We start from the raw sequence: 16,562 nt of genomic DNA on the forward strand, positions 1-16,562 counted from the left end.
TTTCAGGCTATCAATGGCAGGATTACAGTAAAAAATTCATGGGTGCTTTCAATCAGCGGCTCGCGCAATGTGGGCTGGTGTGCTTTCAGCAATTTGTATTTTGTAATAATGTTGACCAATCCAACACCCGTCGATTCAAGATTTTCAGCGCCGGCAGTAAGTGTCTTTTTTTGCAGATTATTACGCACCATCAGTTGTCCGTCCTGAGTGCTTAATATGAAGATCGTCAGCGGACGGCTTACCCTGATCACATTGTGTTTGACGGCATTTTCAACCAAAAGCTGCAAGGTAAGCGGCGGGATCCTGTATTCCAGCAAATGCTTTTCAACATGAATATAAAGCTTCATTCCGTCGCCATAACGTGTTTTTAGCAAATGTCCGTAAGAATCCATGAATGATAATTCCTTCCTTAACGTCGTGAGTTGACTGAATTCTCCATCGTCCGCCGAAGCATGATTGGTTTGTAATAAATAGCGGTAAACCCGCGCCATTTCGTCAACAAACTGCTCCGCCTTTTGCGGATCTTCGGCAATGAGGGTCGATAAAGAATTCAATGTGTTAAACAAAAAATGAGGGCTGACCTGCGCTTTGAGACTTTCCAGCTGGCCATTTACATTCTCTTTCATGAGGCGTTCCCGGTTCACTTCGTGCTGTTTCCACCGGCTTATGGCGTGAAACGATTCCTGGATTCCCATGACCAACAAAATCGCTGCCATATTAATCAGGTAAAGCATTATAACTCGGTTCACCGTAAGCGTGGATCCGAAAAATTTGAAACCAACGTAAAGCCAGGCGATCAGGAGCAAAAACACGCCTGATAAAACAGCATGAGCGCAAATAGACACGAAAATTCTGCGCGGCGTCTGGTCCAGCCTTGGATATCGGCTGGCAATGTCCTCGTTAACTTTTGATTGGATTAGAAACGTTATTGTGAGCAGGCACCCGTTGAGCAATGTGCTTCCCAGGAAGGTTTGCCAGTTACGTACGAAGCCCGGGCCGACCATGATATAATTAAAAAACATCAGGAAAGCCGGCATGGTCAGTGCATAAGACCAGCGGCTTTTTGAGCTGAAAACGCCAGATATTTTTTCGGTTAGTCTTTCGGTTGCCATTTTTCCTGTCCGCCTGAGACCGTCGTCTGCTCAGTTATTTAGTTGGTTCAAAAGTAAATGAAGGCTGACAAAACAATGCATGGATTTTGTATCAGTTGTTTGAATAATCACATGAATTGTCAAGAAATGCGCAATGCGTATTGCTACGTGCGAACACGGGCGGATAACATAGGAAGTGTCACTACAAAATGTTCGTCCGTCTGTTCTACACGCACTTCGCGATTGCTGATCGCGTGATATTTCGCCTGCAATCCGCCAAGGCCGCCTTGATCGGTCAGCATGGGCCTTACTTTACTCTGGATATTATTTTGGACCCGTATGCGTTGGCTGAATGCAATTTCCACGCTGATAATGAGCGGTCTGGCTTTGGTCATGGTGTTGAATTTGATTGCATTATCCACCAAAACCTGCAACACGAGCGGCGGCACAAACAAATCGCCGGAATAGGGCTCAGGCTGGATAATTTGGAGCGTTTCGCCATAGCGGGCGTTAAGCAGCCGCGCATAAGTTTGTAAAAATTCGAACTCGGACTGAACAGGAACGAGGTCTGTTTTGGAACCTTGCAGAATGTAACGATAAATCTTGGCGAGGTCTTCCACGAAATCTTCTGCTTTGGCCTGATCATCACCGATCAGCGCAGAAAGCGTGTTCAAACTATTAAATAAAAAGTGCGGGTTAACCTGTCCTTTTAGCGCGTCAAACTGGTGCTGTAACGATTGCCTTTCCAGTTTTTCACTTTCCGCCTCATTATTCCGCCATTGCTCGAGTGAATAAAAAAGGCCCAGCATAGCACACAGGAAAACGTCAAAAAGAACGCCCAAAATCATAATCGGCCAGATATTATCCCATATCAGGCGCACGCCAAAAGCCGGGACTAAACTATAAGCCCACACATCAAAAACAGCAAGCAGCATTGTCAAGTCGCCCACGGCCAGCAGCATGACAATGAGTCGCTTACTGGTTTGGTCTACACCCGGAAAATGGTTAATAACCCACCGGACAACAACCGTGAGTGTTACAATTGAAAACCAGTAAAGCACGAAAACCAGCGCCGTGGCCGCGATGAAAGTGCTGAAATTTCTGAAATAACTTTCTCCAATAAAATAGTAGTTGCCGACAGCGAAAAAAACCGGCATCATGGCGAGGTGATACCACCATTCATATCTGGAAAAAAAGCGCGGCTTCAAGGTTCTTAACGAGGGTTTTGACAAGATAAAGTCAAAAATAAAGAACCGTAAAAAATTACCTATCAGTCAGGTTTTCTTTTTTTCAAATCATCTTTCGCATCCTAATTTTGACGCACATCAAAGCGTGCCTGCCTTCATTTTGGCAAGATCCGTTTCTATTGAAGGCGTTAATTGCTTAGCCGCTTTGCCTGCTGCCACTGCTTTTGTCTGCCATTCAATCGCTTCTTCCTTGCGACCCAGTTTGTAGAGCAAATGCGCGTAAGTGTCCAGATAGGCGGGATTTCCGAGGGTCATAGGGTGGTTTTTGTCTTTATTAAGCTCATCAAACCACTCTATTGATCTTTTCGACCAGATCAGTGCTGCTTCTAAGTCACCTTTTCTGGCGGAAATTTGATAAAAATGCCACGCATTCTCATTGAGATCCATATGGTAAAACTGCGAGGGAGGGGCAAAGGTTGAGGTGATTGGCATCGGGCCACTCTGTTTGCCCTGTTTTGTAGTAGTGCTGAGTTGCTGCATATATTTTGCATCAATCCTTTTCAGGGAGTCGACAGAAAGCGGCAAATACATGTTGTTAAGAAAGCTCTTGGCACCTTGAATGTAGTTGGAAGTGTCTTTTATAGCGAAATAAAAATGGTTCAGGCTTCTTTGGTAGGCCACATGGCCGGCGGTAAAGTCATTGGTATAAGTGCCTTGAACGAAGCTGGCTGCCTGATAAGCAAGGTTCTCATCTTTATTTCTGACCGCTTTGTTAAATGTGTTTCCAATGATGCCATTATTGAGCGCAACTGCCTCGGGGAAAGGCAAGCTTTTGTAAATGCTATCAATCAGTTTTCGTGATGTCGCTGCCTGGATCAGTTTATAAATTTTGCTGTCTACCGCCGGGCTCATTTTGTAAATGAATTTGACGGTTTCGAAATTTTGCAGTGAATCAATTGGCAATGAGCCAGCATATTCTTCCAGGAGATCGTCAACAAGAATATTCATTTCCCGCTGACGCGTCATGTATTGCTTCAAAAAAGCAGGTGACCGTTCGCCGGCTTTGTATTCTTTCTCAAAATCGACAAGCGGCTTTTGCCCGATTTTTGAAATGGCGATGTCTGCTTCTTGTAAATAGATCTGGCCGCTGGAAGTGGAACCCACATGTTTATGCAAAACATTGCCGTCGGCATCGACAAAAAGTGAGATCAAAGGATGCGGAATTTTGAACCTCTTGACAAATTTCTGGCCGTTCGGCGATTCCATATTAAGCCGGGTTGATACAAAGTTTTTAGCAAACTTTTCTTTCAGCACCGGCGAGCTGAAACCTTGCGTAGCCACGGTGTTACATTGTTCGCAGCCCGTGCCCTCAATGTGAATGAAAACGAGTTTTTTGTCTGCTTTTGCCATATTTGCAATTTCTTCCCAGGACATATTGGGATCCACAAATTCGATTTGGGCAAAGCCTGGAATGGCAATAAAGAGAAAAGAGGCGAGTAATAATAGTCTCATAGTCCGGATGATTGGAGTTCGCCCAAAACTAGAAACTTTTTTGTAACCGTTTGTTGAGATTACATTAAATCTTCGAACTAGTTTGAAGTTATAACCCAAGGGTCATCTCCAGCCGACACCGAATGCAATGCCAGCGCTTGAAGCAAATTCGTTTGCCATTAATGCCGGCGTAAAACGGGCTTTTAAAATGTAAATGAATTTGTCCGTGACGAAATGAAAGCGGCAACCTCCGACTCCGAGCGGCGTCAGGAGATTTTGCTTATTGCGAGCGCCAGCGATTCCATCATAACGATCCACCAGAAACGCGGCTAACCCTGCTTCCAGATAAATTTCCAAGACACGTGCACCTGGGGCAGGGGAGCAGGAATTGGATTTGTAAGGATTTAAAAGAAAACATTGTGTAAGTGCGCCCGATACAACCGGACTTTTGAATGCGCCTGCGTCAATAGCACCAAGTCCAAGCTGGACATTAGAAAAGGATCTTCCCCGATAGCCGAACATTACCTCTGCAGTGGCGGCGCCTTTCGGAGCAATGCCATAAACTTCTCCACCGAAAGCGCCTCTGAGCTGCGTGTAGGACTGCGCAGCCGCAAATTGATAGCATAACAAAAGGATTGCAGTCTGTTTGATAAACACAGCTCCGGGGTTTGTTTTTCAACGCGAAAGCCAAAAGTCAAGTATGTAACCGGAAGGTTAAATTGAAGCGGCTGGGTCAGGAAACGTGACCAATGTTCTTGTCATATTTGGTGAAGGGTTTTCGAATCGGATTTTGAGGCTGGTTTTTTCTGAAAGTTCTTCAACCAGTTTCAGGCCTAAACCGGACAAGCCTTGCGTATTTTCCTTTTGGGATAAAATGTTCAGATATGCTTCCTGTGTAAATGCTGTTCCCGAATTTTCTATAAAAAGCGCTGGCGCAAGCCCATTCTTTGTTACTCCTAAGCGGATTAAGCTGCCTTCATCAGATGCTTTCACGGCGTTTTGCAGCAGGTTTCTAATGATTGCCTGTAAATAGTAAGGATCGGTTTCCACCATGATCCCGGATGGGATTTCATTTTCAATAAGCAGATTTTTTGCCTCAATATTGAGTTGTAAAAGTCGCAAACTTTGCTCGGCAATGCGGGCAATTTCCACCGGCTGAATGTCGGCTTTAAACTGGTTCATCTGTGTTTTGGACCAAAGAAGTAGATCTTCCATCGTTTCCAATAGCGAGCCGGTGGCGGTCTGGATTTTGTTGCTTAACTCTGCTTTTTGACCTTCATTCAACAGGTTAGGGTTGAGTTGCTGCAATTTCAAAAACTGATAAACCTGACTGATCGGCGAGCGCAGGTCATGGCTGATAATGCTGAAAAGTTTCGCTTTGGTGCGGTTTGCTTCCTCCAATTCGCTGATCAATGTTGCCAGTTCCCGGTTTTTCGCGTCCAGTATTTCCGCGTTTTTGCGCTTGTTGCGGTAAATGACGCCCAGCAACGCAAGGGAAACTACAAGCAGCATAAGTCCCGAAATCAACCAAAGCCGTTCTTTTTTTGCCCGGTCTATTTGCAGGTTTTTGACCTCAATTTGTTGTTGCTTGTCCTTATTCTGATACTTTGCTTCGGCGTCCGCAATACTTTTTTGCGAAGATTCAATGTACAACGAATCCCTTAATGGCGCATATTTGTCATAATAAGCATATGCCTGCTGCCACTGGCCGGTTGCCGCATAGCATTTGGCGAGCGACTGCAATAATGCAACATGGATTTCCAGTCCCAATCCGTCACTGTTCGGTTCCGAAGCCTTCAACAGGGGCAGGGCTTTTGCATATTGTCTTCGCGCCATCAGCATTGCTCCTGTCATATAATTGACTTGTGACATCAGAAAATCATCCGCGCCGTAGGGAGCTAATTCATTGGCACGACGGACGTAAATGTCAGCGCTATCCAGCTTTTTATCCGTCAGATAATAGTCTGCAAATGTCAGGTCGAGCGCGATTCTGGCGGCATAGCGGCCTCTTTGCTGTTTGTCTTCCAGCATCATTGCAGTAACGCTGTCATAGTACATCCGTGCCGCCGCCGGTTGTTTGTTAAGCAGATACGCGGTTGACATATCCCTATAATAATAGTTGAGATAAGGTTTGTAAGCGACAATGTATTTTCTGCTTTCTTTGGTATAATAAAGTGCTTTTTCGCCTTGCTGCAATTGCGCAAATAGTTCGCCAAGGCTAATCAGGTCCACTACAATGTCTTCCCGGTCCTTGATTTTGCCGTTTTCAGTCAGTGTTTTTTTGATAGCAATGGCTTTTAATAAATAATCAACCTGCGTATTGTACTGCCCTTTGGAACCGAAATAATTGCCGATGGTCGCGTAAATGGTGGACTTTTCATACTCATTTCTGGTGGTGTCAATGCTTTTTAGCATCTCCTTCAGAATCGGTCCGGCCTTCTCTTTGTGGCCTGCCGAGTTGTTGTAGGAATATAGCAGACGGTTCAAAGACATCAGAATTCGCTTTCCGTTTTTGTCTTTTCGTGCATCGGCCATTGACAGCTCGTGATAATAGATCGAAGTGTCATCATTGGTCTCCTCGAAAGCGTATCCCAGGTTGTAAAGAAAAATTGACCGGTAGTAATAATCATTTGCCGGAGCAATCCGCAGCGCATAACGGGCAATAATTTTTTCTGTTTCCAGATCGTCAACTGCTGCGAGCGAATCGCAATAATCGGCCAGTGCTTCGAGCTTGTCTCTGGTGGTTTTATATTTTGTCAGATCCGGAATAACCTGACCAAATGCCGTCGTTAACGAGATCAAAAGCAGGATTGTAACATGTAAAGTTGATTGCATGCGGTCAGATTCTGAGCTTGGCGATGGCAGACCGATAAGTTTTGCCAACCGGAATAACGGCATTGTTGCAAACCACTTCCGAGTGCCGCAGCTCCTTGATCTGATTGAGGGAAACGGCATAACTCCGATGCACGCGCATGAAACGGTCCGCTGGAAGCTGTTCCATGAAACAAGTTAATGTTGAGAGCGTTACGTAATTTTTCTGCTGCGTAATGATCTTGGTGTAATCCTGCATGGCTTCCAGATAAATAATGTCTTTCTGAGCCAGCTTAATGTGGTTGTAACCTTCTTTGATCGTCAGCATATCCTGCTCAAAAAGTACTTCATAGGCCTCTGCACGCTGTTTCATAAGCGAATATTCACGCACCCGGCGCGCAGTGTCAGCGAAGCGTTCTTCAGTAAGCGGTTTGAGAATGTAGTCCAGCGCAGACAACTCATAACCGTCCAGCGCAAATTCGTGGTGAGATGTTATAAAAACGGCCATCGTCACATCCGACCTTATTTTCCGAAGCAGATCGAGTCCGCTGATGCCGGGCATTTCAATGTCTAGAAAAACCAGATCGGGCTTAATGTATTGCTGCGCCTCGTATCCTTCCAGTGCATTGGGAAAAGTGCCGCAGTTTTGCAGAAATGGAAATGCTTTTGCGTATTCTGTAATTGAAAATAAGTCCAGCGGATTGTCGTCTATTGCAAGAAAACGTACCATGGGATGCGTACTGCCGGTCATAAGCGGATTTCGTAAATGAGCCTCAATATATACAAAACCATTTGCCGGATAAACCCAGTTAATAAAGTGTTTGCATCGAAGGAAGTTTTTTTTGGACTAATGCATTGAAACGCGAATTCTATTTGCATTTGTAAGTCAATGCAAGTGCCCGGTGCGTAGGGTAAAAGCCGTCCAGCGGGTAACCGTCCGCATTGTATGAACGCGAAACATCGATCACAAAATCATTGGTCGTTTCAGGATAGTCAATGGTTGTCCGGGTAATGTTATTGGCTGACATTAAATGCGCGTAATCGTCGAAATAAGTGCTTTGAATGGCATAAATCTTTCGAAAAGGATTAGGGCTCTGGTCGTATTCAAACTTGAATGCGGCCGATGGTTTATCATCCATCCGGAAGCGTTTTATCGTTTGTAAATTCCCGTTTTCACTGAATTCGAGCAAGGCATATGCCTGTTCCGTTTCCTTGTAATTTGCAGGATCATTTGCCGATCCGGTTGCCACAAAAGTGCTCTGAATAATGCGGCTTATTTTTCCGGCTTTCCATTCAAATTTGGTTGCATATCGCGGCAAAACTTCCTTTTCATACCACGTCTTTTTTACCAAAATCTTGTTCGCGTCATATTCAAATTTTACATTCATGCCTTGGCTCGCATTGGTCACAACCGATGGGCGCTGCTGATCATAATAACTTACGGTGCTCGACAATTTGGTGGTGTCGCCGAAATATCCGGTGTAAGCGTAAGTGGTTCCGCTGATCAGGTTTTGGTTATTGTAAAAGATCTCCACCCGCGCTCCCGATCCTGTCGTGTCCGTCACATATCCCGCTAATTGGCATGGTTCTGCTTCGACAAGCGGCTCCTTAATATCATCTTTTTTACAAGCAAGCACTGTTACAAACAGCGCTAGGATCATAATGTGTTTCATGGTGATTGGAATGACGGATGGCTTTAACAGATAATTAGTTAACAAAGACAGCGGTCGCCAGCATTTACCATTCGGCAACGCGGGCGCGAGAGCCTTTGCATTCAAAAACTAGTATAATCGCCCGTTTTCTGCCTTCATTCTTTTTCAAAAAGTCTACATTCAGCAAGCATGAAACCAAAGTTGGCGCAGGTAAGATGGTACAGGATCATTCCGGTTGTATTTGTCACTTATAGCCTGGCGTATCTGGACCGGGCCAATTTCGGATTTGCGGTCGCTGGCGGCATGGCGGGCGATCTCAACATTACACCCAACACATCTACATTACTAAGCTCACTTTTCTTTCTCGGCTATTTCTTTTTCCAAATTCCAGGCGCACAATATGCAGCGCATAAGGCAGCTAAAAAGCTCATTTTCATTTCCTTAATTTGCTGGGGCGGCTTGGCCGCTGCCACGGGAATGGTCAACGATACTACAACGTTGATCATTATCCGCTTCATGCTTGGTGTCGTTGAAAGCGCGGTTATGCCCGCAATGCTGATCCTGCTTAGCCAATGGTTTACCAAAGAAGAACGATCTCGTGCGAACACTTTCCTGATCCTTGGAAATCCCGTTACGGTGCTCTGGATGTCGGTTTTATCCGGTTATCTCATCGATTCCATGGGCTGGCGGTGGATGTTTATTTTGCAGGGAGCGCCTGGCATTCTCTGGGCATTCATCTGGTGGAAAATGATCGACGAACGTCCTATGGAAGCCAAATGGCTTTACGACGAGGAAAAATTGGAGCTGGAAAAAAGGCTTCAAGAAGAACAGGTTGGCATTAAACCGGTGAAGAATTATGCAGAAGCATTCAAGTCGCGAAAGGTCATTTTGCTGGCCTTGCAATATCTGCTGTGGAGCGTGGGCGTTTATGGTTTTGTAATGTGGCTGCCGTCGATCATTAAAGCTGCGCCGGATATGAACATGGTGACGACGGGCTGGCTGTCTTCCGTTCCTTATTTACTGGCTGTGATCGGAATGCTGAGCGCTTCCTATTTTTCTGATAAAACGGGCAACAGAAAAGTCTTCATCTGGCCTTTTCTGCTGATTGCCGCCGTGTGTTTGTACGCAACCGTCTGGCTCGGACCGGAAAAATTTTGGCTCTCTTATACATTGCTAGTCATCGCAGGAGGCGCATTATACACGCCTTATGGGCCTTTTTTCGCCGCTATTGCGGATGTTTTGCCAAAAAATGTGATCGGAGGAGCCATTGGTTTGATCAACAGTCTCGGTGCTTTGGGTTCTTTTGCGGGATCGTATCTCGTGGGTTATCTTAACACTGAAACGGGAAATTTCAATGCGTCATACACGCTCATGTCCGCTGCACTGGTGCTTGCCACGATCATTACAATAATCGTCATTCCAACTCTGAAAACGCAGAAATTGACAACAATAAGCGCTCAATGATTATATAAGCACAACTTCGTCCCCTTCGCGAACCATGCCTGTTTCCAGCCCGATTACATTTTGCCCAAAGAAAATGTTCCGGTCTACTTTGCGGTAACTGGCCAGCGTTTTCAATGGTTCAGGTGTTTTAATAGCCGTTTTTGTATCAATCGTCACCATAATGCAGCGCTCGCAAGGCTTGGCCACTTCAAATCTCGTGTTTCCAATGGTGATATTTTTCCAATGGTCTTCGGCATACGGCAATGTTCCGGCAACGACAAAATTGGGTCGGAATCGCTTCATGGTAACCGGGTCTGCGAGTCGGCTGTTGAGGTCGTCCAGTGAAGCTTGTGAGATCAGGAGAAAAGGAAAATCGTCTGCAAAACTCACATGACTCACGCCGTGGGCATATAATGGATCTAGCTGGCGGTATGTTGCAGAAGTCATTTCTACAATCCGCACCGGTTTCCCCAAATGTTCCGAAAGCCACTCGTCCGCCAGATAAGAAACGGTTCGGGCAAGCACGAAATCTTTCCAGATCTTCACCCGGACTTCTTCATTACTTTCTCTTTGAAAAGGAATAAGGATCTGTTTTTCAGGCTGGTAACGATGCCATATGATTAAGCCCGCTTCGTCAAACTGCACGTCCAGAAGGGCCATTTGCGCATTCACGCGCTGCGTCATGAAAATTCCCTTTTCGTCGACAATCAGCCAGCGGCGATCGTATTTCAATCCGGTCTCTTCTACTTGCGATTCTTTCAGACGAATTCCGCCGAGGGATTTAACGGGATAGACCCATATTTCTGATAAATGCATTTGCGGAAGATTATGGTGCGGATCAAAGATCCATGGAAATATTTAGATTGTCGTAAAAAACCATTCCCAGTGACATTGGTATAATTGTTTATATGTATCCAAAAACGATCGGACTATTTACAAATATTAATATTTAAAGAATTGAAGAAACGTATTGCCATCCTCGGAGGAGGCCCGAGTGCATTATTTGTATACAAAAGGTTTGTGGACGCAGGTCAGACAGACTTACAAATACACATTTTTGAAAGCAAAAAGCAGTTGGGCGCTGGAATGCCTTATAGTTATCAGGGTTCTAATAATGAACATGTTACCAATGTTTCTGACAACGAAGTTCCTGAAATAGTTACCTCGATTGCCGAATGGATCCAGACGGTTCCGCAAGATCAATTGGATGACTTTAACATTGATAAAAATAAATTCAACGAATATAAAGTGCTTCCACGCCTTTTATTCGGCCAATATCTTTCAGGACAATTTGATCTGCTGTTAAAAAGAGCTGCTGAAATTGGTCTGGAAACATTGGTGCATGCCGGCTGCAAAATCATTGACATTATTGATAAACCTGGCGAAAACAAGATCGATGTTGAGATTGAAGGCTCAGGTTTTTCTACATTCAATCAGGTGATTATTTGCACCGGGCATAATTGGCCGGTAAAAAATGAAGGCGAAACGCATGGTTATTTTGACTCGCCTTATCCGCCATCAAAGCTCAGACTTGAACTTAATCACCCGATTGCGATCAGAGGTTCATCGCTGACGGCCATTGATGCAATCCGCACGCTGGCCAGAAATAATGGTGGTTTTCACAAAGACGAAAATGGTAAAGTTACGTTTCAAGCTTCTGAAACAAGTCCTGAATTCCGGCTTGTAATGCATTCCCGCAGCGGCTTGTTACCTGCAATTCGCTTCCACCTGGAAGACCCGCTTTTGTCGGATGAAGCATTGCTTACGGACGAGGAAGTGGAACAGAACAAGCAGGAAAACGGAGGTTTTTTGCAATTGGATTATATGTTTGAAAAAGCATTTAAAGACCTTTTCCGTGAAAAAGACCCCGTTTTTTATGCACGCATCAAGGACATGCGCATGGAGGAATTTGTGCATGCGATGATGGATCTGCGGGAGGGCGTGGAGCCGTTCAAGCTGTTCAGAAGGGAATACGCCGAGGCTGAAAAATCCATTAAAAGGGAAGAATCCATTCACTGGAAAGAGATTCTGGCGGTGCTCAGCTTTGCAATGAACTATCCTGCCAAATACATGTCCGCCGAAGATATGCAACGGATGCAAAAAGTGCTTATGCCTTTGATTTCGGTTGTTATTGCGTTTGTTCCGCAGAGTTCGGCCGAGGAATTAATGGCACTCGATGAGGCAGGCCGTCTTGAAATTATTCCGGTTGGCGATGACAGTCACGCTGATCCTGAAAGCAAAGGCGGGGTTACCTATCATTATTCAGATGAAAGCGGGGAGCAAAAGGCCGTTTATTATCAAACATTCGTAAACTGTGTGGGTCAGCCGCATTTACCTTTTGAAGCATTTCCATTTAAAAGTCTGATCAAAAACGGAACGGTGAGTCCGGCCATGTTGAAGTTCAAATCTGACGAAAGAGGAAGCGCTGCCATTGACGAAGGAAATGAAAATGTGGAGCACATCGGCAATGAAGGCTATTTTCTCAAAGTCCCGGGTGTGGCAATTAATGATCAGTTTCAGGTTTTGGATCATTTCGGAAAAGAAAATCACCGCATTTACATTATGGCTGTCCCTTACATTGGCGGTCACAATCCCGATTATTCCGGTCTGGATTTCAGCGAACAGGCATCAGGAACGATCGTTAATACGATCCTGACAGACTAAGGGCTTATCAAAAGTTCAAATACAGGTAAGTATTTTTTCGAAATCACATGCTTGTATTTGAACAATTTTATCCAACCATTATGAAGCTATCTGCCTTTTTAACCCTGTCTTTATTTTTTGTTTTAACCAATGCTTTTTCACAAGCGCTTAACACACTTTCTCCCGCCGAAAAAAAGGAAGGCTGGAAATTGTTGTTCGACGGAAAAGACTTGAAAGGCTGGCATGCATATGGCGGAAAAGAAGTGGGCACCGCCTGGCAGATCGAGGAAGGCGCAATCAAACTGAATGTGCCTGAACGGGCTGGAAACAAAGCCAAAAATGGCGGCGACATTGTGATCGACGAAGTTGTTAGCGGTGATTTTGAATTTAAAGCTGAATGGAAGGTTAGCAAATACGCGAATAGCGGCATTTTCTTCTTCGTAAATGAATCGCTGAAATACAAGAACATGCACGACACCGGCCTGGAATTGCAGGTGATTGATGATAAAATTTATGAAGGTGCAAAGGAAAATACGCACCGGGCGAGTGATTTCTTCGGTGTTGCCAATGCTCGTTTACGGGAAGGAAATCCGCAGGGCGAGTGGAATAAGATCCATTTTATTGTTAAAAAAGGCAAGCTGACCGTTTATCAAAACGAATTCATTGTTCAGGAACATGACCTGAACGGTGCAGATTGGAAACAACGAATAGCCAACAGCGGACTAAAAGCCGCACCCATTTCCAAAGGTTCCTATGCCGGCCGCATCGGATTGCAGGATTGGGGAAGCACCGTTTGGTATCGTAATATTAAATTGCGCAAGCTGTAATTGCGGCTAAAATTATTCTCTGCCGCAATTACAACTCGACTAATTGGCATTAGGACCGCTTGAACTTTACATTTTCGTTCAAATTCTGAGCGATTTTCTTGCCCTGCTTTTGACCCGCATCACAAGTCTTTTTGTAATGAATGCCGCCGTAAACGCGCGAGTTTCCAGCTTCAATTGCGGCATCTTCAAAGGATTTATATGATCTTGGAGTGAAGCCGAGCCGGTTGTATGAATTGTCAGTAAAAGCATAATTTTCTCCAAAAATGTAGGTTAAGGTCTGCGCTGCGGCAGCTGAAATAATGGCGTGTCCGGATGGATATTCGGGATGAGGCGGCGTAATAATGAGCGCATTCCATTCCGGTTTGTTCATCACTGTGCGGATATAAGTGACTGGCCGCAAGCCATTGTAACGATATTTTCCTTTAAAAATACTGATCGCAGATTCCGAGCAAGCCATGCCGAGCTTTGCATTGGCAACGACCGCCTTTTCCATATTTGCATTTTCCTTAATCAGGACTTGATTTAAGATAGAAAGCCAATGTGCACCGCCATAACTTTTTCCATCCGGATCATCTGCCCAGAATAATGCAATGGCCTTTTGCTCAGGAGTTAAGCTTTGTGAAATGTCGTAAACTTCCTTCACCTGCGCATAGTAATCCGAGGACGGATCAGTGGAATACGGGATTGGCTTTTCAAGATCAGCGTCAGCATCACTTCCTTTAAAAACCTGGCGGTTTTTCCCCAGTTAGGCGATGCAGCCGCACTATTAGCAGGCGGCGTAGGCAGCCAGGCGCCAGCCATAACGGGAACATTAAAAGGCGTTTTATCATCGCTGCCATCCGTTTTAGACCACTCAAAAATGGCCGACGCAATGCTTTTTCCAAATGCCGAAGACCTGGCCAGTTCCTCCCGATTGGCATCTTTTTCAAACAGGGCCGTTTGTGCCGCTTCCAAAGAGTCAATGGATGCTTTATTGGCCGGAGAAGTCATCGGATAAAAGCTTCTTGTAATAGCAGCCATAGCCGCATTAGCCGATGCCGGCCAGTAATATTTAGCTCCGGTTTCGATAGCCCGGAAGATTAGTGAGTCCGTTCAGTTGCGGTGCCATGGATTGATAACACGGGCATGCCCGGCACGACAGATTCATAAAGTGTAACGCCCGTATACACACATCTGCGCACCGTATGTGGAGGCGGAGCAGGCGTCGTTTGCGTGATTTTAAGTTGGAGTGAAGTCCAGGTTGTTACTAAATCGGCTGAAAATGAAGAAACGTCTTTTGCTTTTTTTCCACCAGCATGAACCGATGCGGCGTACAAGGAGCAAACAAGAAGCCATACCAAATAACGGGCGGCAAGCGGGGCTTTCGAAGATTGTTTCATCTGACAAGTTAGTTTGTGATATCTACCAAATTAGGATAAATATCGCCAAACAGCCAGTTGCATCTTCAAAACTTATTTAGCGTAACTGGTTTATTATCAGTTACTAATTAGCCTTATTTTTTATTAAGTCCCAATGTTGTATTGTAATATTTCACAGTCTGGATAACAGATTGCAGGTTGCTCGGCTTCTCCTGACGGTCGCGTTCGATGATAATGTGGCCATTGAATTTTTGTCTTTCCAATTCTTTGAAAACAGCAGGAAAATTGATTACGCCCGTTCCTACGACCACATCCACCAGTTTGGGATTGTCGTAAGCTGCGATATCTTCAGGTGAATGGCAATGATGTTGCCTTCCAGTTTTTTCAATGCATCCACCGGATTAATCCCGCTTTTGGGCATGTGGCCAAGATCAGCGCATACGCCAAAACTCGGATGACCCTTCAATGCTGCCAACACAGAATCCGGATGCCAGTAAGCGCTCGTTCCTTTCCAGTGATTATGAATGGCAACTTTTACGCCGTAAACACGGGCAAGGCTGTCGATGCTGTCCCACATATGCACGGGCGGTTCGGCCGTAACATACTTAACTTTGAATTGGCGTGCTATTTCAAATTCTTTTTTCCACGCTGCCACAGTCTTCCCGCCGACCAGATATATCGATTCCATTTTCAGATCCGTTTTGTCCAAAGAGCCTTTGAGCTTTGCAATGCCAGCGGGTGACAAGTTCATGATAGACCGAATCTTTCAGCTCAGGACCAGCCTTCGCGAATGTGAAACCTTCCACGTATTTCAAACCGGCACTATCCGCCTTCGCTAGTTGTCCTGCAAAATTGGTTGGATTAAATGTATATAAAGCAACCCCCAATTTCCAGTCTTTTGGACCAAAGTGTCTCATTGACAGTAAGCTGCAACATATGCGGATCGTAGTGATGCTCGATTTGAAAAGCAAAGATTTAGACATCGATCGGGACCTGGTTTTATGTTTGAAATGCAGTGAAAATGATTGGTTCTTAATTTGAGAAGGCTAATAAGAACGCATTGGTAATTTATCTTTTTTAATCATTATGTAAAAACTGGCGTCTATATTCTTTGCGGCTGATGGGGCAATTTGGTATTTTTGGAATCATAAAATTGTTATTAAAAGTAACAATATACTCAATGTCCTATGAAACAGCCCGTTTGCTTAAAAGTGAGATCGCTGAGCGGTTACAAAGGAGATTCTTTCGCTGGAAGGTTTTCGCTCACATGCTGATGGACAGCGCAATCATTTTGGTTTGGGAGAAATGGAACTGGCGTTTCCGAACGGCATATTTCCCGTTGGGGCTGTGCATGAGTTTATGAGTGTTACCCATGAAGAAGCGGCGGCGACTGTGGGTTTTATGTCTGCATTATTAGGCAAAGTGATGCCTGCACGCGGTTCTTGTTTGTGGATCAGCATTGACCGGATGTCTTTCACCTGCATTGAAATTTTTCGGTATTGAACCCGACCGGGTTATTTTTGTAGATATTAAAAAGAAGCAGGATTTGCTTTGGGCCATTGAGGAATCACTCAAATGTGATGTGCTTGCGGCTGTCGTGGGTGAGGTGAGCGACGTCACATTGACGGAATCCAGGCGTTTGCAGCTGGCGGTGGAGCAGAGTCGGGTCACCGGATTTTTGCACCGGTGTAATCCGCGTTCTTCCAACACATTAGCCAGCGTATCGCGCTGAAGAGTTGCTCCGATTCCGAGTGAAATTGAACATGGCATGCCCGGCATCGGACATCCGCGCTGGCATGTAGAATTGCAGAAAGTAAGGAATGGCGAGCCTACAAGCTGGGATCTGGAATGGTCGTCAGAAAACTTCCAATATATCCAGAAAGACGTGGCTCTTCCAAAAGATCATAATGTGATCAGAATGGCATAAAAAAATGCTTCAAAAACGCAATTAATGGCACTTTGAAGCATTTGAAGTTGACTTATCCAGCTAACCTTGGTATGTCGGCGGCATCAGAGCTGTCTCTTGAAAAATGCCCACGTTTCTTCGAACATATCAAAA

General features: G+C 45.0%; 19 protein-coding genes. 6 read left to right on the forward strand and 13 right to left on the reverse strand.

Features of this window, described 5'->3' with window-relative positions; translation table 11 throughout:
* Positions 1 to 2: 2 nt before the first annotated feature.
* From AC0IYG_RS15965 to AC0IYG_RS15995, 7 genes are all read right to left on the reverse strand, one after another.
* Positions 3 to 1,112 carry a sensor histidine kinase gene (locus tag AC0IYG_RS15965; RefSeq protein ID WP_471712081.1) on the reverse strand — a complete coding sequence of 370 codons (1,110 nt, stop codon included), beginning with the start codon at positions 1,110 to 1,112 and terminating at the stop codon, positions 3 to 5.
* A gap of 143 nt (positions 1,113 to 1,255) precedes the next feature.
* Entirely contained in the window at positions 1,256 to 2,299 is a 1,044-nt protein-coding gene (locus tag AC0IYG_RS15970; protein WP_471712082.1) for a sensor histidine kinase, read from the reverse strand.
* A 117-nt stretch (positions 2,300 to 2,416) separates the two neighbouring features.
* Complete coding sequence (locus AC0IYG_RS15975; protein WP_471712083.1) at positions 2,417 to 3,790, reverse strand: thioredoxin family protein; 1,374 nt, start codon at positions 3,788 to 3,790, stop codon at positions 2,417 to 2,419.
* 102 nt (positions 3,791 to 3,892) lie between these two features.
* Positions 3,893 to 4,426 carry a hypothetical protein gene (locus tag AC0IYG_RS15980; protein WP_471712084.1) on the reverse strand — a complete coding sequence of 178 codons (534 nt, stop codon included), beginning with the start codon at positions 4,424 to 4,426 and terminating at the stop codon, positions 3,893 to 3,895.
* Positions 4,427 to 4,483: 57 nt separating this feature from the next.
* Positions 4,484 to 6,604 carry a tetratricopeptide repeat-containing sensor histidine kinase gene (locus AC0IYG_RS15985; protein ID WP_471712086.1) on the reverse strand — a complete coding sequence of 707 codons (2,121 nt, stop codon included), beginning with the start codon at positions 6,602 to 6,604 and terminating at the stop codon, positions 4,484 to 4,486.
* Between the two features lie 4 nt (positions 6,605 to 6,608).
* Positions 6,609 to 7,310 carry a LytR/AlgR family response regulator transcription factor gene (locus AC0IYG_RS15990; RefSeq protein ID WP_471712087.1) on the reverse strand — a complete coding sequence of 234 codons (702 nt, stop codon included), beginning with the start codon at positions 7,308 to 7,310 and terminating at the stop codon, positions 6,609 to 6,611.
* A gap of 139 nt (positions 7,311 to 7,449) precedes the next feature.
* On the reverse strand, positions 7,450 to 8,253 hold the full coding sequence (locus AC0IYG_RS15995; RefSeq protein WP_471712089.1) for a hypothetical protein: 804 nt from the start codon (positions 8,251 to 8,253) through the stop codon (positions 7,450 to 7,452).
* A 168-nt stretch (positions 8,254 to 8,421) separates the two neighbouring features.
* Between AC0IYG_RS15995 and AC0IYG_RS16000 the strand changes: the two genes are divergently transcribed.
* Positions 8,422 to 9,696, forward strand: coding sequence for an MFS transporter (locus AC0IYG_RS16000; protein WP_471712091.1), 1,275 nt, complete (start codon positions 8,422 to 8,424; stop codon positions 9,694 to 9,696).
* On the opposite strand, the gene AC0IYG_RS16005 is transcribed toward AC0IYG_RS16000, so the two are convergent.
* A complete protein-coding gene (locus AC0IYG_RS16005) occupies positions 9,697 to 10,491 on the reverse strand; it encodes an MOSC domain-containing protein (RefSeq protein WP_471712092.1) in 795 nt (264 codons plus the stop codon).
* 141 nt (positions 10,492 to 10,632) lie between these two features.
* On the opposite strand from AC0IYG_RS16005, the gene AC0IYG_RS16010 reads away from it, so the two are divergent.
* Together AC0IYG_RS16010 and AC0IYG_RS16015 are read left to right on the forward strand one after the other, a co-directional pair.
* Positions 10,633 to 12,339 carry an FAD/NAD(P)-binding protein gene (locus AC0IYG_RS16010; protein ID WP_471712094.1) on the forward strand — a complete coding sequence of 569 codons (1,707 nt, stop codon included), beginning with the start codon at positions 10,633 to 10,635 and terminating at the stop codon, positions 12,337 to 12,339.
* Between the two features lie 80 nt (positions 12,340 to 12,419).
* On the forward strand, positions 12,420 to 13,145 hold the full coding sequence (locus AC0IYG_RS16015) for a 3-keto-disaccharide hydrolase (protein WP_471712096.1): 726 nt from the start codon (positions 12,420 to 12,422) through the stop codon (positions 13,143 to 13,145).
* 49 nt (positions 13,146 to 13,194) lie between these two features.
* On the opposite strand, the gene AC0IYG_RS16020 is transcribed toward AC0IYG_RS16015, so the two are convergent.
* The 5 genes from AC0IYG_RS16020 to AC0IYG_RS16040 form a co-directional block, all read right to left on the reverse strand.
* The gene (locus AC0IYG_RS16020) at positions 13,195 to 13,788 is read right to left on the reverse strand and encodes a vanadium-dependent haloperoxidase (protein WP_471712097.1); all 594 of its coding nucleotides are present in this window, start codon (positions 13,786 to 13,788) and stop codon (positions 13,195 to 13,197) included.
* Entirely contained in the window at positions 13,785 to 14,165 is a 381-nt protein-coding gene (locus tag AC0IYG_RS16025) for a hypothetical protein (RefSeq protein WP_471712099.1), read from the reverse strand. The genes AC0IYG_RS16020 and AC0IYG_RS16025 overlap by 4 nt, the downstream gene beginning before the upstream one ends.
* A gap of 59 nt (positions 14,166 to 14,224) precedes the next feature.
* Positions 14,225 to 14,524, reverse strand: coding sequence for a hypothetical protein (locus tag AC0IYG_RS16030; protein ID WP_471712100.1), 300 nt, complete (start codon positions 14,522 to 14,524; stop codon positions 14,225 to 14,227).
* A 113-nt stretch (positions 14,525 to 14,637) separates the two neighbouring features.
* A complete protein-coding gene (locus AC0IYG_RS16035) occupies positions 14,638 to 14,820 on the reverse strand; it encodes a hypothetical protein (protein ID WP_471712102.1) in 183 nt (60 codons plus the stop codon).
* On the reverse strand, positions 14,805 to 15,254 hold the full coding sequence (locus AC0IYG_RS16040) for a sugar phosphate isomerase/epimerase family protein (RefSeq protein ID WP_471712103.1): 450 nt from the start codon (positions 15,252 to 15,254) through the stop codon (positions 14,805 to 14,807). The genes AC0IYG_RS16035 and AC0IYG_RS16040 overlap by 16 nt, the downstream gene beginning before the upstream one ends.
* A gap of 554 nt (positions 15,255 to 15,808) precedes the next feature.
* Here AC0IYG_RS16040 and AC0IYG_RS16045 point away from each other — a divergent pair.
* From AC0IYG_RS16045 to AC0IYG_RS16055, 3 genes are read left to right on the forward strand one after another with little or no spacing between them, the layout of a single operon-like run.
* Positions 15,809 to 16,006 carry a hypothetical protein gene (locus AC0IYG_RS16045; protein WP_471712104.1) on the forward strand — a complete coding sequence of 66 codons (198 nt, stop codon included), beginning with the start codon at positions 15,809 to 15,811 and terminating at the stop codon, positions 16,004 to 16,006.
* A complete protein-coding gene (locus AC0IYG_RS16050) occupies positions 15,987 to 16,235 on the forward strand; it encodes an ImuA family protein (RefSeq protein WP_471712106.1) in 249 nt (82 codons plus the stop codon). The genes AC0IYG_RS16045 and AC0IYG_RS16050 overlap by 20 nt, the downstream gene beginning before the upstream one ends.
* Positions 16,236 to 16,271: 36 nt before the next feature.
* Positions 16,272 to 16,430, forward strand: a complete 159-nt coding sequence (locus AC0IYG_RS16055) for a hypothetical protein (protein ID WP_471712107.1) — start codon at positions 16,272 to 16,274, stop codon at positions 16,428 to 16,430.
* Positions 16,431 to 16,562 lie beyond the last annotated feature (132 nt).

The organism is Dyadobacter sp. AC419 (assembly GCF_979253085.1).

What these genes read in the sequence shown, in the direction of transcription:
- AC0IYG_RS16000 (WP_471712091.1), top strand. Translation starts at nt 8,422, where the DNA reads ATGAAACCAAAGTTGGCGCAGGTAAGATGGTACAGGATCATTCCGGTT.
- AC0IYG_RS16030 (WP_471712100.1), bottom strand. Translation starts at nt 14,524, where the DNA reads ATGAAACAATCTTCGAAAGCCCCGCTTGCCGCCCGTTATTTGGTATGG.
- AC0IYG_RS16005 (WP_471712092.1), bottom strand. Translation starts at nt 10,491, where the DNA reads ATGCATTTATCAGAAATATGGGTCTATCCCGTTAAATCCCTCGGCGGA.
- AC0IYG_RS15965 (WP_471712081.1), bottom strand. Translation starts at nt 1,112, where the DNA reads ATGGCAACCGAAAGACTAACCGAAAAAATATCTGGCGTTTTCAGCTCA.
- AC0IYG_RS15995 (WP_471712089.1), bottom strand. Translation starts at nt 8,253, where the DNA reads ATGAAACACATTATGATCCTAGCGCTGTTTGTAACAGTGCTTGCTTGT.
- AC0IYG_RS16055 (WP_471712107.1), top strand. Translation starts at nt 16,272, where the DNA reads ATGCCCGGCATCGGACATCCGCGCTGGCATGTAGAATTGCAGAAAGTA.
- AC0IYG_RS15975 (WP_471712083.1), bottom strand. Translation starts at nt 3,790, where the DNA reads ATGAGACTATTATTACTCGCCTCTTTTCTCTTTATTGCCATTCCAGGC.
- AC0IYG_RS16045 (WP_471712104.1), top strand. Translation starts at nt 15,809, where the DNA reads ATGGAACTGGCGTTTCCGAACGGCATATTTCCCGTTGGGGCTGTGCAT.
- AC0IYG_RS16015 (WP_471712096.1), top strand. Translation starts at nt 12,420, where the DNA reads ATGAAGCTATCTGCCTTTTTAACCCTGTCTTTATTTTTTGTTTTAACC.
- AC0IYG_RS16040 (WP_471712103.1), bottom strand. Translation starts at nt 15,254, where the DNA reads ATGAACTTGTCACCCGCTGGCATTGCAAAGCTCAAAGGCTCTTTGGAC.
- AC0IYG_RS15990 (WP_471712087.1), bottom strand. Translation starts at nt 7,310, where the DNA reads ATGGTACGTTTTCTTGCAATAGACGACAATCCGCTGGACTTATTTTCA.
- AC0IYG_RS15985 (WP_471712086.1), bottom strand. Translation starts at nt 6,604, where the DNA reads ATGCAATCAACTTTACATGTTACAATCCTGCTTTTGATCTCGTTAACG.
- AC0IYG_RS16025 (WP_471712099.1), bottom strand. Translation starts at nt 14,165, where the DNA reads ATGGCTGCTATTACAAGAAGCTTTTATCCGATGACTTCTCCGGCCAAT.